Annotated in this window: 20 protein-coding genes; 4 read left to right on the forward strand and 16 right to left on the reverse strand. The window is 67.2% G+C overall.

All coding sequences use genetic code 11. The annotated features are described in order from the left end of the window. Positions 1-3: 3 nt before the first annotated feature. From dapB to AC57BR_RS12620, 6 genes are all read right to left on the reverse strand, one after another. Positions 4-762: a 4-hydroxy-tetrahydrodipicolinate reductase gene (gene dapB / locus AC57BR_RS12595; protein ID WP_496361008.1), complete on the reverse strand. Its 759-nt coding sequence runs from the start codon at positions 760-762 to the stop codon at positions 4-6. A 117-nt stretch (positions 763-879) separates the two neighbouring features. Next, positions 880-1,374: a molybdenum cofactor biosynthesis protein MoaE gene (locus AC57BR_RS12600; protein WP_496361010.1), complete on the reverse strand. Its 495-nt coding sequence runs from the start codon at positions 1,372-1,374 to the stop codon at positions 880-882. After that, positions 1,364-1,891 carry a MogA/MoaB family molybdenum cofactor biosynthesis protein gene (locus AC57BR_RS12605; RefSeq protein WP_496361012.1) on the reverse strand — a complete coding sequence of 176 codons (528 nt, stop codon included), beginning with the start codon at positions 1,889-1,891 and terminating at the stop codon, positions 1,364-1,366. Before AC57BR_RS12605 ends, AC57BR_RS12600 begins: the two co-directional genes overlap by 11 nt. Continuing rightward, a complete protein-coding gene (moaC, locus tag AC57BR_RS12610; RefSeq protein WP_496361014.1) occupies positions 1,888-2,382 on the reverse strand; it encodes a cyclic pyranopterin monophosphate synthase MoaC in 495 nt (164 codons plus the stop codon). Before moaC ends, AC57BR_RS12605 begins: the two co-directional genes overlap by 4 nt. Beyond that, entirely contained in the window at positions 2,370-3,704 is a 1,335-nt protein-coding gene (locus AC57BR_RS12615) for a molybdopterin molybdotransferase MoeA (RefSeq protein ID WP_496361016.1), read from the reverse strand. Before AC57BR_RS12615 ends, moaC begins: the two co-directional genes overlap by 13 nt. 18 nt (positions 3,705-3,722) lie before the next feature. Then, a complete protein-coding gene (locus AC57BR_RS12620; RefSeq protein ID WP_496361018.1) occupies positions 3,723-5,267 on the reverse strand; it encodes a molybdopterin-dependent oxidoreductase in 1,545 nt (514 codons plus the stop codon). Between the two features lie 161 nt (positions 5,268-5,428). On the opposite strand from AC57BR_RS12620, the gene moaA reads away from it, so the two are divergent. From moaA to AC57BR_RS12635, 3 genes are all read left to right on the forward strand, one after another. After that, positions 5,429-6,619, forward strand: a complete 1,191-nt coding sequence (gene moaA / locus AC57BR_RS12625) for a GTP 3',8-cyclase MoaA (protein ID WP_496361020.1) — start codon at positions 5,429-5,431, stop codon at positions 6,617-6,619. A gap of 3 nt (positions 6,620-6,622) precedes the next feature. Further along, the gene (locus tag AC57BR_RS12630) at positions 6,623-6,889 is read left to right on the forward strand and encodes a MoaD/ThiS family protein (RefSeq protein ID WP_496361022.1); all 267 of its coding nucleotides are present in this window, start codon (positions 6,623-6,625) and stop codon (positions 6,887-6,889) included. A 189-nt stretch (positions 6,890-7,078) separates the two neighbouring features. Beyond that, positions 7,079-7,360 carry a hypothetical protein gene (locus tag AC57BR_RS12635; RefSeq protein ID WP_496361024.1) on the forward strand — a complete coding sequence of 94 codons (282 nt, stop codon included), beginning with the start codon at positions 7,079-7,081 and terminating at the stop codon, positions 7,358-7,360. A 15-nt stretch (positions 7,361-7,375) separates the two neighbouring features. Here AC57BR_RS12635 and AC57BR_RS12640 read toward each other — a convergent pair whose 3' ends face one another. The 7 genes from AC57BR_RS12640 to AC57BR_RS12670 form a co-directional block, all read right to left on the reverse strand. After that, the gene (locus AC57BR_RS12640; protein WP_496361026.1) at positions 7,376-7,837 is read right to left on the reverse strand and encodes a DUF1579 family protein; all 462 of its coding nucleotides are present in this window, start codon (positions 7,835-7,837) and stop codon (positions 7,376-7,378) included. Positions 7,838-7,852: 15 nt separating this feature from the next. Then, a complete protein-coding gene (locus AC57BR_RS12645) occupies positions 7,853-9,196 on the reverse strand; it encodes a M16 family metallopeptidase (protein WP_496361028.1) in 1,344 nt (447 codons plus the stop codon). Between the two features lie 196 nt (positions 9,197-9,392). Further along, positions 9,393-11,657 carry a polyribonucleotide nucleotidyltransferase gene (locus AC57BR_RS12650; RefSeq protein WP_496361173.1) on the reverse strand — a complete coding sequence of 755 codons (2,265 nt, stop codon included), beginning with the start codon at positions 11,655-11,657 and terminating at the stop codon, positions 9,393-9,395. A gap of 240 nt (positions 11,658-11,897) precedes the next feature. Then, complete coding sequence (gene rpsO, locus AC57BR_RS12655) at positions 11,898-12,167, reverse strand: 30S ribosomal protein S15 (RefSeq protein ID WP_003798808.1); 270 nt, start codon at positions 12,165-12,167, stop codon at positions 11,898-11,900. 194 nt (positions 12,168-12,361) lie between these two features. Further along, the gene (gene kynU, locus AC57BR_RS12660; protein ID WP_496361031.1) at positions 12,362-13,600 is read right to left on the reverse strand and encodes a kynureninase; all 1,239 of its coding nucleotides are present in this window, start codon (positions 13,598-13,600) and stop codon (positions 12,362-12,364) included. Further along, a complete protein-coding gene (gene kynA / locus AC57BR_RS12665; protein ID WP_496361033.1) occupies positions 13,597-14,451 on the reverse strand; it encodes a tryptophan 2,3-dioxygenase in 855 nt (284 codons plus the stop codon). The genes kynU and kynA overlap by 4 nt, the downstream gene beginning before the upstream one ends. Positions 14,452-14,526: 75 nt before the next feature. Beyond that, positions 14,527-15,504, reverse strand: a complete 978-nt coding sequence (locus AC57BR_RS12670) for a bifunctional riboflavin kinase/FAD synthetase (protein WP_496361035.1) — start codon at positions 15,502-15,504, stop codon at positions 14,527-14,529. Positions 15,505-15,749: 245 nt separating this feature from the next. On the opposite strand from AC57BR_RS12670, the gene AC57BR_RS12675 reads away from it, so the two are divergent. Continuing rightward, positions 15,750-16,508 carry a DUF937 domain-containing protein gene (locus AC57BR_RS12675; protein ID WP_496361037.1) on the forward strand — a complete coding sequence of 253 codons (759 nt, stop codon included), beginning with the start codon at positions 15,750-15,752 and terminating at the stop codon, positions 16,506-16,508. 10 nt (positions 16,509-16,518) lie between these two features. On the opposite strand, the gene AC57BR_RS12680 is transcribed toward AC57BR_RS12675, so the two are convergent. Genes AC57BR_RS12680 through truB form a run of 3 tightly spaced genes read right to left on the reverse strand, consistent with a single transcriptional unit; the run spans position 16,519 to position 18,345 of the window. Next, positions 16,519-16,974: a hypothetical protein gene (locus tag AC57BR_RS12680; RefSeq protein ID WP_496361039.1), complete on the reverse strand. Its 456-nt coding sequence runs from the start codon at positions 16,972-16,974 to the stop codon at positions 16,519-16,521. 1 nt (position 16,975) lies between these two features. Further along, positions 16,976-17,329 (reverse strand): hypothetical protein, encoded by a 354-nt coding sequence (locus AC57BR_RS12685; RefSeq protein WP_496361041.1) that lies wholly within the window; start codon positions 17,327-17,329, stop codon positions 16,976-16,978. A 2-nt stretch (positions 17,330-17,331) separates the two neighbouring features. Further along, on the reverse strand, positions 17,332-18,345 hold the full coding sequence (gene truB / locus AC57BR_RS12690) for a tRNA pseudouridine(55) synthase TruB (RefSeq protein ID WP_496361043.1): 1,014 nt from the start codon (positions 18,343-18,345) through the stop codon (positions 17,332-17,334). Between the last annotated feature and the right edge of the window lie 18 nt (positions 18,346-18,363).

The following is an 18,363-nucleotide window of genomic DNA, read 5'->3' on the forward strand; positions in this document are numbered from 1 at the left end:
GCGTTACAGCCCCAGATCCAGGTAGCCGTCCAGGCCGACGGTGAGCCCGGGATGGGCTGCGACGTTCCGCACGCCGAGGAGAACACCGGGCATGAACGAAGCCCGATCGAACGAATCATGGCGGAGCGTCAGCTGCTCCCCCGGGCCGCCGAGCAGGACCTCCTGATGCGCCACGAGCCCCCGGAGCCTGACGCTGTGTACGCGCACGCCATCCACCTCGCAGCCGCGGGCGCCGGCCAGCTCAGTGGTGGTGGCATCCGGGCTGGGACCGACGCCGGCCGCCTCGCGTTCCGCTGCCACCAGCTGGGCGGTGCGCACGGCGGTACCCGACGGCGCGTCCACCTTGTCCGGGTGGTGGAGTTCGATGATCTCCACTGATTCGAAGTACTTGGACGCCTTGGCAGCGAATGCCGACGTGAGCACGGAGCCCAGGGCGAAGTTGGGTGCAATCAGCACGCCGACCTCGGGGTGGCCGGCCAGCAGGGTCTCCAGCGACTCCAGCCTGCCCAGGTCCCAGCCCGTGGTGCCGACGACGGCGTGCATGCCGTTTTCGACGGCGAAGCGGACGTTCTCCTCGGTGCTCTCCGGAACGGTGAGGTCCACGACATACCGGGCGCCGGCGTCGAGCAGGGAATCGAGGGAGTCACCGCGTCCCAGCGCGGCGACGAGCAACATGTCCGGAGCGGCTTCGACAGCTTTGACGGCCTCGGCGCCCATGCGCCCGTTTGCGCCCAGAACGGCGACAGGAAGTTGTTGGGTCATGGATTCAACACTACCGTTCGGGGGATCGCCGGACGGAACCGGAGCGCATGCGTTACCTCACGCGCGGGCGCGCCAGTTCCCCGCCGCTGGGGCCCTATTCCCCGGCGCTGCCCTCGCTTACTCCCCCGCCCCGACCCACTCAACGGTGCCGTCGCTGAAGAACTGTTCCTTCCAGATCGGCACCTGCGCCTTGACCCGGTCAACCAGCTGGGAGCACACGGCGAAGGCCTGCCCGCGGTGGGCGGCCGATACCGCGCAGACGAGGGCAGGGTCGCCAATTTCCAGCGGGCCCACCCGGTGCGCGACCCAGATACGGACCGGAGGAACCGCGCCGGCGGCACCGCCGGACGCAGCGCTGTCGGCGCCAGCCGCCTCGGCCTGCTCTGCCACCAGCTGCGCCACGACGTCGTCCAGCACCTTCCGGGCCGTGGGGTGGGCGCTGTAGCTGAGCCGGTCGACCGGTTTGCCGCCGTCGTGGTTCCGGACCACGCCGCTGAAGCTGACCACCGCGCCGGCAGTCTCCGACTCCACGGCGGCAATGGCCTGGTCCACGGATATGGGTTCGGTGCTGAGCACCGCGGTTACTACTTCGAACGAAGCCTCAGTGGCCATGTCCGCCCTCCAACTGGTCGCACAGGTGCCCGATCACCGGGTCCAGGACGGAGAGACCGTCCATGACCCCCTTGGGTGATCCGGGCAGGTTGATGATGAAAGTCCGGCCGGCTGAACCGGCATGTCCGCGGCTCAGCATGGCATGCGGCGTCTTCGCCATTCCGAACTGGCGGATGCCCTCCATGATGCCGGGGATTTCGCGGTCCAGCAGCGGCAGCGTCATTTCCGGCGTGCGGTCGTCCGGGCTCAGGCCGGTACCGCCGCTGGTGATGACGACGGCGGGTTCCTGGGTCAGGAGCGCGCGGATCGCCGCGCCCACCGGTTCGCCGTCGGGCACCACCATGACCGGAAACGGTACGAAACCGTGCTCGGTAAGCCAGTCTGTGATGACAGGCCCGGTCTCGTCCTGGTAGACGCCGGAGGCAGCCCGGGTTGAGGCAATGACGACGCCGGCTTTCCGGCCCTGCACCTCGCCGTGGACGTGCGGTGCCGCGGTCTTCGAAGGCTGGTTGCTCACAGGGCCCAGTCCCCGCTCTTGCCGCCGCTCTTGGCCAACACCTTGATGTCCGTGAGGACGGCGTGCTTGTCCACGGCCTTGATCATGTCGTAGACGCTCAGCGCCGCCACGGAAGCGGCAGTCAGGGCCTCCATTTCGACGCCGGTCACACCCCGGGTCTTGACGGTCGCCAGGATGGCCACAGTCTCGGGTCCGAGTTCGAAGTCGACGGTCACCTTGGAAATCGGGAGCGGGTGGCACAGCGGGATCAGCTCGGGCGTTTTCTTGGCCGCCATGATTCCGGCTACCCGGGCCACGGCCAGGGCGTCGCCCTTGGGCAGGCCGCCGGTGCCCAGCAAAGCCAGGACCTCGGCAGTGCTGCGGACCGTCGCCGTGGCCGTGGCCTCGCGTGTGGTCTCCGGTTTTCCTGAGACGTCCACCATCTGGGCCGTGCCGTCACGGCGCAGATGGGTCAGGGCGCCGTGGTCATTATCTGCAGTCACAGCATCCATACTTCCACCTCGGCGCCCTCGTCGAGAGCGGCGGTGCCCACGGGTACGTGGACCAGGGCATTCGAGTGGGCCAGCGCCTGCACCAAATGCGAGCTTTCGCCGCCCTGCAACCGGACTGTGCCGTCACCCTGCAGAGACCCGCGCCGGACCTGGTGTTTGCCGGGCGGGGAAGACAGCGACTGAGCCAGCCGTGCCCGGACCGCGGGCCTGGGCGCGGGCGCGCCAAACAGTTCGCCCAGCACCGGGCGGAGGAACATTTCAAAGGAGACGAGGCAGCTGACGGGGTTCCCCGGAAACGCAAGGAGGGGGACGCCGTCGAACGTTCCCAGCCCCTGGGGGCCGCCGGGCTGCATCGCCACATGTTGGAACGCGACGTCCTGGCCATCCATGGCCTGCCGCACCACCTCGTACGCCCCCTTGCTGACTCCCCCGGTGGTGACAACCAGGTCCACCGCGGACGTGTGGCTGCGCAGCAGCGTCCGCAGGGCGTCGGGGCTGTCGGCGGAAATGCCCGCCCTGGTGACGTCAAGTCCCGCCTGCCGCAGCGCGGATTCCAGGAGTGTGCCGTTGGCGTCGTAGATCTTGCCGTCGCCCAGCGGTTCCCCGGGTTCCACAACTTCATCGCCGGTGGTGACGAGCAGGACCGAAAGCTGTTTGCGCACCAAAACCTCGGGCAGCCCCAGTGCGGCGAGCAGGCCCAGCTGCGCCGGGCCCAGGCAGGTGCCCGCGGCCAATGCCTGTTGACCGGCTTCGATGTCGCTCCCGGCGGCGCGGATGAACGTCCCGGCAGCCGTGGCCGGCAGTCTCACCTCAGCCTCTTCCCCTGCGGCCGGAAAGAGGGAGGGGACGGCCCGTTCAACGGGCACGACGGCGTCTGCCCCCTCGGGCACCATGGCACCGGTCATGATGGGCACAGCGGTGCCAGGCTGCAGGGGCGCGGGTTTCGCGCCCGCCGGCACCGGAGCCGCCACGCGCAGGTCCGCCCCGCCGTCGGGCACGTCGCCGGACCGGATGGCAAAGCCATCCATCTGGGAGTTCGGAAACGGGGGCAGGCTCAACGGCGCGGTGATGTCTTCCGCCAGTCCTCGGCCCAGTGCCTGGACCAGCGGCAGCCTTTCAGTCCGTTCCGGGGACAGCAGCGGTTCGAGGAGCACCCTGACCGCCTGCCGGTGCTCGGCCACGCTCCGGTGGGCGCCGTGATCGTGGGCGCCGTGCTCATGCTTGCCGTGATCGTGCGTGCCCTGATCATTGGTGCCGGCGCCGGCGTCGGGCGCGGCGGATCGTACGGCGGCATCTCCGTGCGGCTGCGAATGGCTGTGCATGGTCCGGCCTTTGGTGGGCTACGTTTTCACGTCCACTCTAATGGTGTGGAAGCCCGTGGCACCGTCCGGCGCCACCGAGCGCTGCTCCTCCGTCTGTTCGGTGCCTTTGAGGTCCGTGGCCCGCACCTGGACCTCGTGTTGCCCGGGCTGCAGGTCGATGCCGAGCTGCCACTGGTACCACGTGTCCACCGAGATGCCCGGGGCGAGCTTGGCCGGCTGCCAGTCGCCCCGGTCCACGCGCAGCTCTACCTTGCCGATTCCGATGTGCTGTGCCCATGCCACGCCGCCAAACACCACGGTCCCGGGCTGCACTGAGGCTCCGTTCCGTGGCACGTCGATCCGGGATGAGATCTTGATGGGGCCGCGCTCGGACCAGCCGCGCGGCGTCCAGTAGGCAACGTCGTCGGCGAACCTGGTGACCTTCAGTTCGGTGAGCCATTTGGTCGCGGAGACATACCCGTACAGCCCGGGGACGATCATCCGCACGGGGAAGCCGTGTTCGAGCGGCAGCGGCTCGCCGTTCATGCCTACGGCGAGCAGCGCATCACGGCCGTCGGTGAGCACTTCCAGCGGTGTGCTGGCCGTAAACCCGTCCGAGCTTCGCGACAGGACCATGTCTGCGTCCGGCTTGGGACCGGCCATCGCCAGCAGCTCCCGCACGGGCCAGCCCAGCCAGCGGGCGTTGCCGATCAGGTCGCCACCCACCTCGTTGGACACGCAGGCGATAGTCACGTGCCGCTCGATCAGGGGTTTGGCCAGCAGGTCCTCGAAGGAGACCTCGACTTCCCGTTCCACCAGCCCGGTGACCTTGAGCCTCCACTCGCGGGAATCCAGCACCGGAACGGACAGTGCGGTGTCAATGCGGTAAAAGTCGGGGTTGGGTGTGACCAGCGGTGCCACCCCCGCCAGCCGAATGTCAGCGCCGGCCGGAATGGGCGGCGCCGGGGACCGCGGCGCGGGCAGCCGCAGGGTCCGGCGGACCTCGTTGACGCCGGCGGCCCCGCCACGCCAGAGAGTGACGACGGTGCCGCCCACCAGGACGCCGGCGGCGGTGCCTCCCAGCAGCTGGAAGAAGCCCCGCCGGGCCGGCCCAGGGTCAGCAGTCCCGTCTGCAGCAGCCAGCCGCCTGATCAGCTTCAGCAGGACCGCCACCCCGATCCCGGCCGCAAGGAGGGGAAGAACGACGGCGGCGGCGGTCACCTGGGCGCGGGTCAGGACCGCGGCCAGGCCCACGACGCCGAAGACGGCAAAGACAGCGGCACCCGCGAAGCGCCGGCGCAGCTCGAGGACGCCTGCCGCGGCAGCGACAACGGCGATAGCCAACGCCATGCCGGCCAGCAGAGCAAGCTTGTCCGCTGTTCCGAAGAGGGAAACAGCCCAGTCCTTGACACCGGGCGGGACAGCGTCGATGACGGCGCCGCCCAGTGCTGTCACCGTTGAAAGTGAAGGACTGACGAAGCCGGCGATGAGTTCACTGGCGACGAGTCCGGTGCCGGCCGCGACCACGCCTCCGGCCGCCGCCCACCGGCGCCGGTGCCGGCCTGGCTCATGGGACCCGTTCACTCTTACAGCATAGGTTCAGCAGCGCTTTCCGGCACCGCCGTCGTCCCCGGCGGCTGCGGCACCACCGCCCGGCGCATCCCCATCCGCAGGGTCGCAGCTTCAGCCCAGTCACGGAACGCGACGGGTGTGATCGGCGGCCCGGGGTGGCGTAGCCTGAAGTCATGAGTGTTCAGCTTGGCATACCGCAGCCACGTGAAGGAAGCGCACCCGGTTCCGGTCCGCAGCCCCTTCCGGATGCGCGCCCGGCCGGGGTCCCCGCCCGCCGCCCGGCCGGCGCTCCTGCCGGCCTCGCGGACCGCTATGGCCGCAGGGCCACGGACATGCGGCTGTCGCTGACGGACAAGTGCAACCTGCGGTGCACCTACTGCATGCCGGCCGAGGGGCTGGAGTGGCTCGCCAAGCAGGCAGTCATGACCGGCGAGGAAATCGTGCGGATCGTGGGCATCGGCGTGAACCTGCTGGGCGTGCGCGAGCTGCGCCTGACCGGAGGCGAGCCGCTGGTCCGGGCCGACCTCGTCGACATCATCGGTGCGCTGCGCCAGGCACACCCTGAGCTTCCGATTTCCATGACGACGAACGGTGTGGGCCTGGACCGGAAGGCTGCAGCCCTCAAGGCCGCCGGCCTGACCCGCATCAATGTCTCCCTGGACTCGCTACACGAGGAAACCTTCGCCAAACTGACCCGGCGCCCGTTCCTGGACCGGGTGCTCGCCGGAGTGGACGCCGCCTGGGCCGCCGGTCTGGGACCCGTGAAACTCAACGCCGTGCTGATGCGGGGCATCAACGACACCGAGTCGCCGTCCCTCCTCGCCTGGGCGCTGGAGCGGGGCTACGAACTGCGGTTCATCGAGCAGATGCCCCTGGACGCGGACCACGGCTGGACCCGCCGGAACATGATCACCGCGGCGGAGATCCGGGAACTGCTCTCCGGGGAGTTCGTGCTGAGCCCGGATCCGCGCGCCCGCGACGGCGCACCGGCCGAACGCTTTGAAGTACGACGCCGGACCGGTTCCGGAGTATCAGGCAGTTCCGGTGATTCAGCGGGCGCCGCAGACTCACACGGCCCGGTGCTGGGAACCGTGGGGATCATCGCCTCGGTTACCGAGCCGTTCTGTTCCGACTGCCGGCGGACCCGGATCACCGCCGAAGGCAAGATCATGAGCTGCCTCTTCTCCCGCGAGGAATTCGACCTGCTCGGCCTGCTGAGGCAGGGGGCCAGCGACGAGCAGCTCGCCGAACGCTGGCAGGATGCCATGTGGCTGAAGCCCAAAGCCCACGGCATGGACCACGTGGGCCTCGACGCTCCGGACTTCGTCCAGCCGGACCGCAGCATGAGCGCCATCGGAGGCTGATCCTTGAACGTACGATACTTCGCTGCCGCACGCGCCGCGGCAGGCGTGGATGAAGAGCGCTTCGAACTGCCCGCCGGCTCCACGGTGGAGTCGCTCCTCGCCGCAGTGCTCGACGTCGAACGCCCTGAGCCTCCGGCCGGGACACCGCCGCTGGGCAGGATCCTGGCCCGCAGCAGCTTCCTGCTGAACGAGGTCGCCGTCCGTGACCGGACCACCGTCCTGGCAGCCGGCGACGTGCTGGACGTCCTGCCGCCCTTCGCCGGCGGCTAACCCAACTAAGTAGCAGTACAGGGCGTTCCCAGCCGTGGGAACGCCCTGTACTGCTACCTAGTTGGGTGATGCGGCACTGGGTGGTACAGCCGGGTGCCGGGACCTACCATGGCACTACCTTGTCATTTCGCCGCGCCGGAAATGGACCGCGCGGGGCATGGAACAGGGGCTGGCCAAAGGAGACCGGAAATGTTCACCCTGCAGATTGAGCACGCCGTCAAGGACTTCGACACGTGGAAGTCGGCCTTTGACCGCGACCCCGCAGACCGTGCGGGCTCCGGCGTCGTGGGCCACCGGATCGGCCGCCCGGTGGAGGACGACCGGTACATTGTGGTGGAACTGGACTTCGAGCGACGTGACCAGGCCGAAGAGTTCCTGGCCAAGCTGCGCGAAAACGTATGGAACTCCCCCGACGTCGCACCCGCCCTGTCCGGCTCCCCGCAGACACGGGTCATCGAGCTGGTGAGCTAAGGACCGCGTACTGCTTTATGTGCGGTGGCAGATCGAGGTCATGAACGGCTGGTAGTCCTGGGCCTCCCCCAGCCGCAGTTCTGCCGTGTGAATCAGCACGTCTTCATCCACCCGGAAGGTGTGCCGGGCTGTGCCGCGGTCGCTGCGCCGCTCCACCGTGAGGGTCGAGTCGTGCCACACGCCCCGGGCCGGGGCCGCCGGGGGCCTGCCCATGCTGTCGACGTAGTACCAGAGCGTCTCATCGTGGTCCGGATCCACGGTGAAGACCCCGTGCCCCTCGAAGTGTGTGCCGTCGGCTTCGGTGTGGCGGTAGGACTGTACGACGGCGAACCCTCCGGCCGCGCGGGTAAACGTCACCTCCGCGGTGGCCGTGCGTGCCGGACCCCACGGCGAGGCAGCCAGTTCGGTGGTTCCCAGCCAGCGGCCGACGAAGATCTCGAGCGCTTCGTGCGCTGTTCCCGGCTGCGGCTGGTCCATTTCTTCTCCCGGAACTCAGAGCCCGAAGGTTTCCGATTCGTCGAAGGGGCCGACCACCGTCACGGTCCGGGGTGCCGCGGCCAGCTCACTGGCCAATTCCTGGACCTGTTCGGCTGTCACGGCCTTGATGAGGCGCAAGGTCTCGTCGATGTCCTGGTATTCACCGGAGACCAGCTCGGCGCGGCCCAGCCGGGACATGCGGGAGCCGGTGTCCTCCAAGGCCAGAACGATCCCGCCGCAAAGCTGCCCAACCGCCTTGCGGAGCTCGTCCTCGGAAATGCCGCCGGCCGCAAGACTGTCGAGTTCGGCGCCGAGGAGTTCCAGGACCTGGCGGACCTTGGTAGGCGTGCAGCCGGCATACATGCCGAAGTAGCCGGCGTCGGCGTAGGACGAGGCAAAAGAATAGGTGGAGTATACGAGACCGCGCTTCTCCCGGATCTCCTGGAACAGCCGTGACGACATCCCGCCGCCGAGCACCGCGTTCAGTACGCTCATGACATAGCGGCGTTCATCGGTGGCCACGATGGTGGGACAGCCCATGATGATGTTGGCCTGTTCCACCGGGCGGGTGACCACGTGCAGCCCCGCGGTGCCGGTGATCTCTGCACGCTCGGTGGAGCGGCGCTCCACCGGAGCCGCCCCGGACTCAAGTGACCACCCGGCTGAGTGGAGGGCATCCACCACAAGCCGGCAGACGACGTCGTGCTCCAAACCGCCGGCGGCGGTGATCACAAGCTCGTCCGGGCGGTAGTAGCGACGGTAGTGGTCCCAGACGGAGTCACGCGCCACGGCGCGGATCGCGTCCGGAGTGCCGCCAATGGGGCGTCCGAGCGGATGGGTGCCGAGCACGGCGGCCACGAAGTGCTCATGCGCGACGTCCGTAGGGTCGTCGCTGTCCATGGCGATTTCCTCGAGGATGACGTCCCGCTCCTGCTCCATCTCCGCGGGGTCGAGCACCGCGCCCGTGATCATGTCGGCGATGACGTCGATGGCCATCGGCAGATCCGTGTCCAGCACGCGGGCGAAGTAGCAGGTGCTCTCCTTCGCGGTGGCGGCATTGGACTCGCCACCAACCTCATCAAAGGCGGAAGCGATCTCGAGGGCTGTGCGCCTTTTGGTGCCCTTGAACAGCAGATGCTCAAGGAAGTGCGTCGAGCCGTGCTGCCCGGGTGCCTCGTCGCGTGACCCCACGCCCACCCAGAATCCGATGGTGGCCGAACGCTGCCCCGGCATGGCCTCAGTCAGGACGCGAACCCCGCCGGGAAGGACCGAGCGGCGGACTTCCGAACCGCCGTCGGCTCCGTGGATCAGGGTGTCGCCGGGGTGGTTCTGCTCCAGCGGCAGGGGTACGACAGTCATCAAGGCCTTTCGGGAAGCGGAGCCAAATCTGCCTGCAATCGTACCAGCGGGTCCCGCCGTCGACGTGGCTCTGACGTGGGCTGATTTGCCGCCGCAAGCGGGGGTTGGGTGCGGGTTAAACCGAGCGGGGCCGGTGGTACAACCAACGGCCCCGCCCTTGTGGGATCCGGCAGCACGCAGCTGCCGGAGCCCGGAACTACTCGGAAGCTTCCGAGCCTTCTGCCGGAGCCGAAGCGTGAACGCGGTCGGCCTCGCCGGCGCCTTCCTCTTCAGCCACAACGGGAGACAGGGACAGCTTTCCGCGGTCGTCGATCTTGGTGATCTCGACCTGGATCTTCTGGCCTACGGAGACGACGTCCTCGACGTTGTCCACGCGCTTGCCGCTGGCGAGCTTGCGCAGCTCGGAGATGTGCAGCAGGCCGTCCTTGCCCGGGGTCAGGGACACGAAGGCGCCGAACGTGGTGGTCTTGACGACCGTGCCCAGGTAGCGCTCACCGATTTCCGGAACCTGCGGGTTGGCGATGGCGTTGATCGCGGACCGGGCGGCGTCTGCCGACGGGCCGTTGGTGGCGCCGATGTAGACGGTGCCGTCGTCCTCGATGGAGATGTCCGCGCCGGTGTCCTCCTGGATCTGGTTGATCATCTTGCCCTTGGGGCCGATGACCTCACCGATCTTGTCCACGGGGATCTTGACGGCGATGACGCGCGGAGCGAACTCGGAGAGTTCATCCGGGGTGTCGATCGCGGCGTTGATGACCTCGAGGATGTGGAGGCGGGCCTCGCGGGCCTGCTTCAGCGCTGCTGCCAGCACGGACGCCGGAATGCCGTCGAGCTTGGTGTCCAGCTGGATGGCCGTGACGAACTCGGACGTACCGGCAACCTTGAAGTCCATGTCGCCGAAAGCGTCTTCGGCGCCAAGGATGTCGGTCAGCGCCGCGTAGCGGGTCTGGCCGTCAACCTGATCGGAGACCAGGCCCATGGCGATACCTGCAACGGCGGCCTTCAGCGGAACACCGGCGTTGAGCATCGACAGCGTCGAGGCGCAGACCGAGCCCATGGAGGTGGAGCCGTTGGAGCCAAGGGCTTCGGACACCTGGCGGATGGCGTACGGGAACTCCTCGCGGGACGGCAGCACCGGAACGAGCGCGCGCTCGGCCAGGGCACCGTGGCCGATTTCGCGGCGCTTCGGGGACCCGACGCGGCCGGTCTCACCGGTGGAGTACGGCGGGAAGTTGTAGTTGTGCATGTAGCGCTTGCGCGTTACGGGCGACAGCGAGTCGATCTGCTGTTCCATCTTGAGCATGTTCAGCGTGGTGACACCCATGATCTGGGTTTCACCGCGTTCGAAGATGGCGGAGCCGTGAACGCGGGGCAGGACCTCGACCTCGGCGGTGAGCTGGCGGATGTCCGTCAGGCCGCGGCCGTCGATGCGGACCTGGTCCTTCAGGATGCGCTGGCGGACCACGTGCTTGGTCACGGAGCGGAAGGCTGCTGACAGCTCTTTCTCGCGGCCTTCGAACTGCTCGGCGAGGGAGCCAACAACCTCGTCCTTCAGTTCGTCGGCTGCGTTGTCGCGGTCCTGCTTGTCGGCGATCTGGAAGACAGCAGTGAGCTTCTCCGAAGCAGCGGCCTCGACGGCGGCGTACACGTCATCCTGGTAGTCCAGGAAGACCGGGAACTCGACGGTGGGCTTGGCAGCGCGGGCTGCCAGGTCCTGCTGGGCTTCACAAAGAGCCTTGATGAACGGCTTTGCAGCCTCCAGGCCCTCGGAAACAACCTCTTCGGTGGGGGCGGTGGCGCCCTGTTCCTTGATGAGGCTCCAGGAGTTGTCCGTGGCTTCGGCTTCGACCATCATGATGGCGACGTCGTCACCTGCAACGCGGCCGGCAACGACCATGTTGAAGACGGAGTTCTCCAGCTGGGAGTGCTTCGGGAAGGCAACCCACTGCGAACCCTGCTCGTCGGCGACGAGGGCAACGCGGACGCCGCCGATCGGGCCGGAGAACGGCAGGCCGGAGAGCTGGGTGGACATCGAGGAGGCGTTGATGGCCACGACGTCGTAAAGCTCGTCCGGGTTGATAGCCAGGACGGTGACGACGATCTGAACCTCGTTGCGCAGGCCCTTGACGAATGCGGGGCGCAGCGGGCGGTCCATCAGGCGGCAGGCCAGGATGGCTTCGGTGGACGGGCGTCCTTCGCGGCGGAAGAACGAGCCCGGGATGCGGCCGGCGGCGTACATGCGCTCTTCGACGTCCACGGTCAGCGGGAAGAAGTCGAAGCCTTCACGCGGGTGCTTGCCTGCTGTGGTGGCGGAAAGCAGCGCGGTGTCCTCGTCGATGTACACCATGGCTGCGCCGGCTGCCTGCTTGGCAAGACGGCCGGTTTCGAAGCGGATTACACGCTTGCCAAAGCGGCCATTGTCAATGACGGCTTCTGAGAACTGGATTTCGGGACCCTCCAAGAGAGTCACCTCCGTTTCTTGATTGACGGAAGTCCAGCCGCATCAACCCAGCCCAGCATCTGTCTACTGGCCCTGCACCCGGTCATCGATCGAGACCCACGGGCCGGCTTCAGTCAGCGAAGCTTCCCGGGGATCACTACCGAGGACCGCGAATGCGTGATGCGGTTGATCCTCCTGTTTAGTTTTTATGTACTGACGGGGCGGCCCGTTCCGGCAGGAACGGGCCGCCCCCAAACCAGACTAGCGGCGCAGGCCGAGACGCTCGATGAGCGAACGGTAGCGGGCGATGTCAGTGTTCTTCAGGTAAGTCAGCATGCGCTTGCGGCGACCAACCATGGCCAGCAGACCGCGCTGGGTGTGGAAGTCGTGCTTGTGCTCCTTCATGTGCTCAGTCAGATCCTTGATCCGCTGAGTCAGAACCGCAATCTGGACCTCCGGCGAACCGGTGTCGCCCTCGGACGTTGCGTATTCCTTGATGATGGACTGCTTTACGGCGGCGTCAAGTGCCACAATAACTCCTAGAGATGTGCCGTGAGGCCCGAGTCAGTAATTCACTGCCGGGGGTGCCGACGCGGAGTTCCGGAGAACATTGTTCCGGAGAACATTCCGCACACGACAGGACCCAGCAACCACGGACTGCAGCCGGATCCACCGTTTAGTTTACCGGCCGTGTTGCAATCTTGTCGAAACGGCAACAGGGCTGGTCACACCGCCGGAAGCAGGTCCCGGATGGCTGCCATGCCGCGGTGGAGTTCGCCAAAGCCGGTACTCAGCGGCGAAAGTCCGATCCTGATGCCCTGCGGCGCGCGGAAGTCCGGGATGACATCCCTCTCCCAGAGCGCCGCCGTCACCTCACGGAAGGCGGGATGGTCAACCGTGATGTGGCCTCCGCGGCGGTCCGGATCCCGGGGTGTGGCGAGCCTCACCCCGGCCGGCGCGAGCCAGGCATCGTGCAGTTCCAGCGCGTAGGCGGTGAGCTGCCGCGACTTTTCCCGGATAGCGGCCATGCCGGCCGCTTCAATCAGGTCCAGCGTGCCGCGCATGGCGATCATCCCGAAAATGGCCGGCGTCCCGCTCAGGAAACCGCGGATGCCTGCGGCAGGTTGGTAGCCCGGCCCCATCTCGAACGCATCCTTCCTGCCCATCCATCCCCAGATGGGCTGCGCCAGTCCGGGCAGGTGGCGGTCATTGACGTAGGCGAAGGCGGGCGAACCCGGCCCGCCGTTCAGGTACTTGTAGGTGCAGCCTGCGGCAAAGTCCACGTTCCAGGCGTCCAGCTGCAGCTCCACGGACCCGGCGGAATGGCAGAGGTCCCACACCACCACGCCACCGGCATCGTGCACGGCCGCCGTGATGGCCGGCAGGTCCGCGAGATACCCCGAGCGGTAGGCCACGTGGCTCAGGAGTACGACGGCGGTGGCCGGCCCCACAGCCTTCCTCACCTGTTCGAGGTGGACACCTGAGGCGGGATCGGCCTCGATCCAGCGCAGGGTCAGGCCCTCCTCCTTGGCGATGCCCTCGACGAGGTAGCGGTCGGTGGGAAAGTTGTCCGTGTCCACCACGATCTCTGTCCGCGCCGGATCCCCGACGGCGGCCAGCGCTGCCCGGATCAGCTTGTACAGCACCACGGTGGTGGAGTCGGCGATGATGGTCTGGCCCGCCGCGGCGCCCAGGACCGCACGCCCCAGCTGGTCGCCGATGGCGTGGGGCATGTCCAGCCATTCCTCGTCCCAGCCCCTGATCAGGCGCCCGCCCCAGCCCTCCTGGATGAAGGTGGCAATGTCACCGGCGGTCCGCTTGAGCGGGCGTCCCAGGGAGTTGCCGTCGAGGTAGGACAGTTCGGTGTCCGCGCCGACGAACAGGTCCCGGTACCGGGCGAGGGGATCTTCGGCGTCGAGGCGGGTGGCCTTTTGAAGCAGGGCGTCGGCTGCTTGCGTGGTCACTGTCCGATCTCCGTACGAACGGCGAACAGCTCCGGAAAGAACGTCAGCTCAAGGGCCTTTTGCAGGAATGCCGCCCCGGTGGAGCCGCCGGTGCCTGCCTTCATGCCGATGGTGCGCTGCACGGTGCGCAGATGCCGGAACCGCCACAGCTGGAAGTTGTCCTCCAGGTCAACCAGCTCCTCGCATGCCTCGTACGCACCCCAGTTCTGCGCGGCGTTCTCGTAGATGTACTTGAACAAAGGCACCAGTCCAGGCTCAAACTCATGCGCCCGGGTCACATCCCTGTTCAGCACCTCCGCGGGAACATCGAAGCCCTGGCGGTGCAGGTAGGCGAGGAATTCGTCGTAGATGCTCGGTGCGTGCAGGACTTCGGTCAGCAGGGCGTGCGCTTCGGGATCGGATTCGAAGACGGGAAGCATCTTCCTGTTCTTGTTGCCCAGCACAAACTCCACGGCACGGTACTGGCTGGATTGGAATCCGGACGAATTGCCCAGGAAACCGCGGAATTCCGCGTACTCGGTGGGTGTCAGTGTGGCCAGGACGGACCACTGCTCGGTGAGGGTCTTCTGGATGTGCTTGACCCGCGCGATGCCCTTCAGTGCCGAGCCGAGGTCATCGGACAGCAGCCACTTGGCGGCACTGCGGAGCTCATGAAGCACGAGTTTGAGCCAGAGCTCCGTGGTCTGGTGCTGGATGATGAACAGCAGTTCGTCATGGTGCTCCGGGACGCTGACGGGCTGCTGGGCGCTGAGCAGCGTGGGCAGCTGCAGGTAGGACGCGTAACTCATGCGGGAACTGAAGTCGCGCACAATCCCCTTGTCCAGTTTCCTGGTGTTCTTCTCTACGGTCACAGCGTCGCCTTCCTTGCCAATACTGTGTAGTGCGGACTGCCTGATGCAGACCCGGGTGGAGCGCGCAGGTCAGCGCTAGAGCAGGATGTCGTGCGTCTGCAGGACGTCCTGGCGCATCTGCTCCACGAGGGCTTCAGGCCCACGGTATGCCACCATGCCGCGGAGCCTGGCCACGAATTCCACGACTACTGTCTGGCCGTACAGATCGAAGTCCTCGATGCGCTCTTCGGGCCTGTCGATCACGTGCGCCTCCACCTGGCGGCTCACACCGTCGAAAGTGGGGTTGGAGCCAACGGAGATAGCGGCCGGCCAGCGCGTCCCGGCCTCGTCCACGAGCCAGCCCGCGTAGATGCCGTCCTCAGGGATCAGGCCGCTCGCATCGCTGGAGAGGTTGGCCGTGGGGAACCCGAGGTCCCGGCCACGCGCGGCGCCGTGGACCACCTCGCCCCGCATCCGGTGTGCGCGGCCCAGGACAGCGGCGGCGGTGCCGACGTCTCCCTCCCGCAGCGCTTCGCGTACCCAGGTGGAGGAACAGCGGCGGTCCGTCCCGCCGTCGTCATGCAGCGGGAAGCCTTCGGAGCCGAACTCGCTGATCACCAGCACCTCGAAGCCGAACTTCTCCCCGAGCTCCTGCATGGTGTTCAGGTCACCGGAGTTGCCTTTGCCGAACCGGGTGTCGTGGCCGATCACGACGTGGCTGGCGTGGAGGCTGTCCACGAGGACCGAGCCAACGAACTCTTCCGGGGTGAGGCTGGCGAGCTCCAAGGAGTACTTCATGACCAGAATGGCGTCCAGGCCGAGCTCGCCGAGCGCCTGGAGCTTGTCCTCCAGGCCCATGATCAGTTCGGGCGCGCTTTCCGGCCGGTGGACCAGGGCCGGGTGCGGGTCAAACGTCACGGCAACCGACCTGGCGCTGTTCAGCCGCGCGGTCCTGATGAGCTGGGAAAGCACCTGCTGGTGGCCGCGGTGGACGCCGTCGAAATTGCCGATAGTGACAACGGAAGGACCAAAGTCTTCGGGGACCTCAGTCGGATCATTCCAGATGTGGACCATCAACCTCGCCTTTTACTGCCTGACAGAACTTGCTCCCGGCGCGCCAGGGCCGGAACTCTCTAAGGTTACCTGCAATCCCCGCCTGTCACGGACGGCCGAGTGGCCTACCGCCTGCGGGCACGCCCGGCTAGGATGCAAAGGCAGCGGCCAGGCAGCGCTGCCCTGAGCCATCTGAGTTTCAGTCGGAGTTTCGTTTTGACCGCACGGATCGCCTGCGAGATGAGCGGGCCGGGAGGAGCCACGCCATGAGTGATGTCCAGGAGCTGCTGGAACAGATTCCTGTCCAACAGATTGCGTCCCTGTTGGGGACCGATACGGCCTCCGCGCAAGCCGCCGTCGAAGCCGCCGTGCCCACTCTGCTTGCCGGAATGCAGAGCAACGTCCAGGCACCGGATGGCGCCGCGGCGTTGGAATCCGAACTGGCCAGGCACCGGAACGGACTGGCCGACGGCGGCGTGGACCCGTCGCAGGTGGACATACAGGACGGCGAAAAGATCGTTGGCCATGTCTTCGGCGGCCAGCAGGACCAGGTGGCCAGCCGGCTTGCCGGAACCGCGAACCTGGGCGGTGTCGGCGGAGACCTCGTCCGCAAGCTGCTGCCGATCCTCGCCCCGATCGTCATGTCCTATCTGGCCAAAAAAGTCCTCGGCGGCGGACAGGATTCCGGCGCACAGGGTTCCGGCTCACAGGCGTCCCCGGCCGGAGGCGGCGGAATAGACCTGGGAAGCATCCTCGGAGGAATCCTGGGCGGCCTTGGTTCCGGTGGACAGGGTGGCGGCGGGCAGGGTGCCGGCGGGCTCGGTTCAGGCGGCCTTGACGATATCCTGGGCGGCATTCTTGGCGGCCGCCCGCAACCTCAGCAGGCTCCGCTGACAGAACAGGACCAGGAACCACCCACGCAATCCGGCTCAGCGCCGAGTATGAACGATTCGGCGCCACCGGCGCACCGGTCGGTAACGCCCGGGGAGCTAATCGAGGTGGACCTGCCCGACGAGAACCGCTAGCCCGTGGTCCCTAGACCGCGGGGGCTGCCGGCCGCCGTCGGTAGAGCCAGATGAGGCCCAGGATCGGCAGGATCAGCGGAACGAAGGCGTAGCCGCGGCCAAACGCGGACCACACGGTTTCGTGCGGGAACTGCACGGAGTCGAACAGGCTCAGCGCCCCCACGATTATGACGCCGACAAGTTCCACCAGGACGGCGGCCAGGGACACCTTGAACCAGGTGCGGCCGGCCTTGGCGAGAGACACCGTGGCCACAACGTAGACGACGGCGGCGAAGGCGGAGAGCAGGTAGGCCAGTGGCGCCTCGGAGAACTTGGTGAGGATCTGGTAGCCGGCCCGTGCGGTGGCCGAAATGGCAAAGATGGCGTAGACAGCGATGAGGAGCCGGCCGGGACCGGTGTTCCTCGTGTCGGCGGGGCGTTTGCCGGTGTGTTTGGACGTATCAGTCACGTTGCGTGCTTCTTCCACTTCAGTACCAGATCTGATTCATGCGGGCGGCCATGACGAGGGCGGTAACTCCGACGGCCGCCAGGACGAAGTTGCTCCAGCGGGTCCGTTCCAGGATGGACCAGTACACGGCGGCGACGGGCAGCAGGAGGGCGGTGGCGAGGTAGCCCCAGAATTCCCAGGCCTCCCCGGCGATCCGCTCCCCCGCGATGACCCGCACTATGGAACCCACCAGGTAGACCAGAAGAGCCAGTTCGACGGCGGCCACCGAGAGGATGGTGATGTCGTTCGGGGCCTTCTTCATGATGCCTGCCGCCACACAGATGAGGGTGGACAGCAGTCCGACAGCCAGGATGATGTAGAAATACGCGTCCAACGCTAGGCCTGCCCGCCGCCGTCGGCACGGGAACCGTTCGGAACGCCGGTGTCGGCGCCGGAACTGCTGGAGCCGCCGGAACTGCTGGAGCCGCCGGGGCCCGTTCCCGGAGCGAAGACCAGCACGGGTTTGGCGAAGCTTCCGCTGTCCGCGAGCAGCGCCACCAGCGACCCGTCAGGCGCGAACGCGGCTGCGGGCTTCTCCGCAGTGGCGGCGGCCGGTGTGCCCGCCGCGGCTCCGGCTGCGATGCGCCGGCCGAAGGAAATCTCAGTGGTTTCATCGGCGCTCAGTTCACGGTTCGGCATGAGCGCCCTGGCCGCCTGCGACATTTCCAGGATTTCGAGGTCTTCGGCGAGCTGCTCGAGGGTGCGCGCCTGGTCCAGCGAGTAGGGTCCGACGTTTGTCCGCCGCAATGCGGTCAGGTGCCCGCCGACGCCGAGGGAACTGCCGAGGTCCCGGGCGAGGGCGCGGATGTAGGTGCCCGAGGAGCATTCCACCGTTACGTCGACGTCCACGACCTCCGTGTCGTGTCCGGCGGCCCGGTCCCGGCGGATTCCGTGAATGTCGAAGCGGTGGATGCTGACCGGCCGGGCAGCCAGCTGGACATCTTCCCCCGAACGTACGCGGGCATAGGAGCGTTCGCCGTTGACCTTGATGGCACTGACGCTGCTGGGCACCTGCTGGATCTCCCCCGTCAGGGACACTACGCCGGAGCGGATGGCGTCCTCGGTCAGGGACGCGGCACTCGCCCGGCTGACAACCTCGCCTTCGGCGTCATCGGTGATGGTGGATTCCCCCAGCCGGATGGTTGCCGTGTAGGTCTTGGACGTGCCCACGATGTATGTGAGGAGCCGCGTTGCCTTGTTGATGCCGAGCACCAGCACACCGGTGGCCATGGGATCCAGCGTTCCTGCGTGGCCCACTTTCCGGGTACCGGCGATCCGCCGCATCCGTCCAACCACATCGTGGCTGGTCCATCCCTGCGGTTTGTCCACTATTACCAGTCCAGAAAGCACGCCTATCAGTATATCGGG

The sequence above is a fragment of the Arthrobacter sp. BGA-UO-ETr-C19 genome (assembly GCF_059568005.1).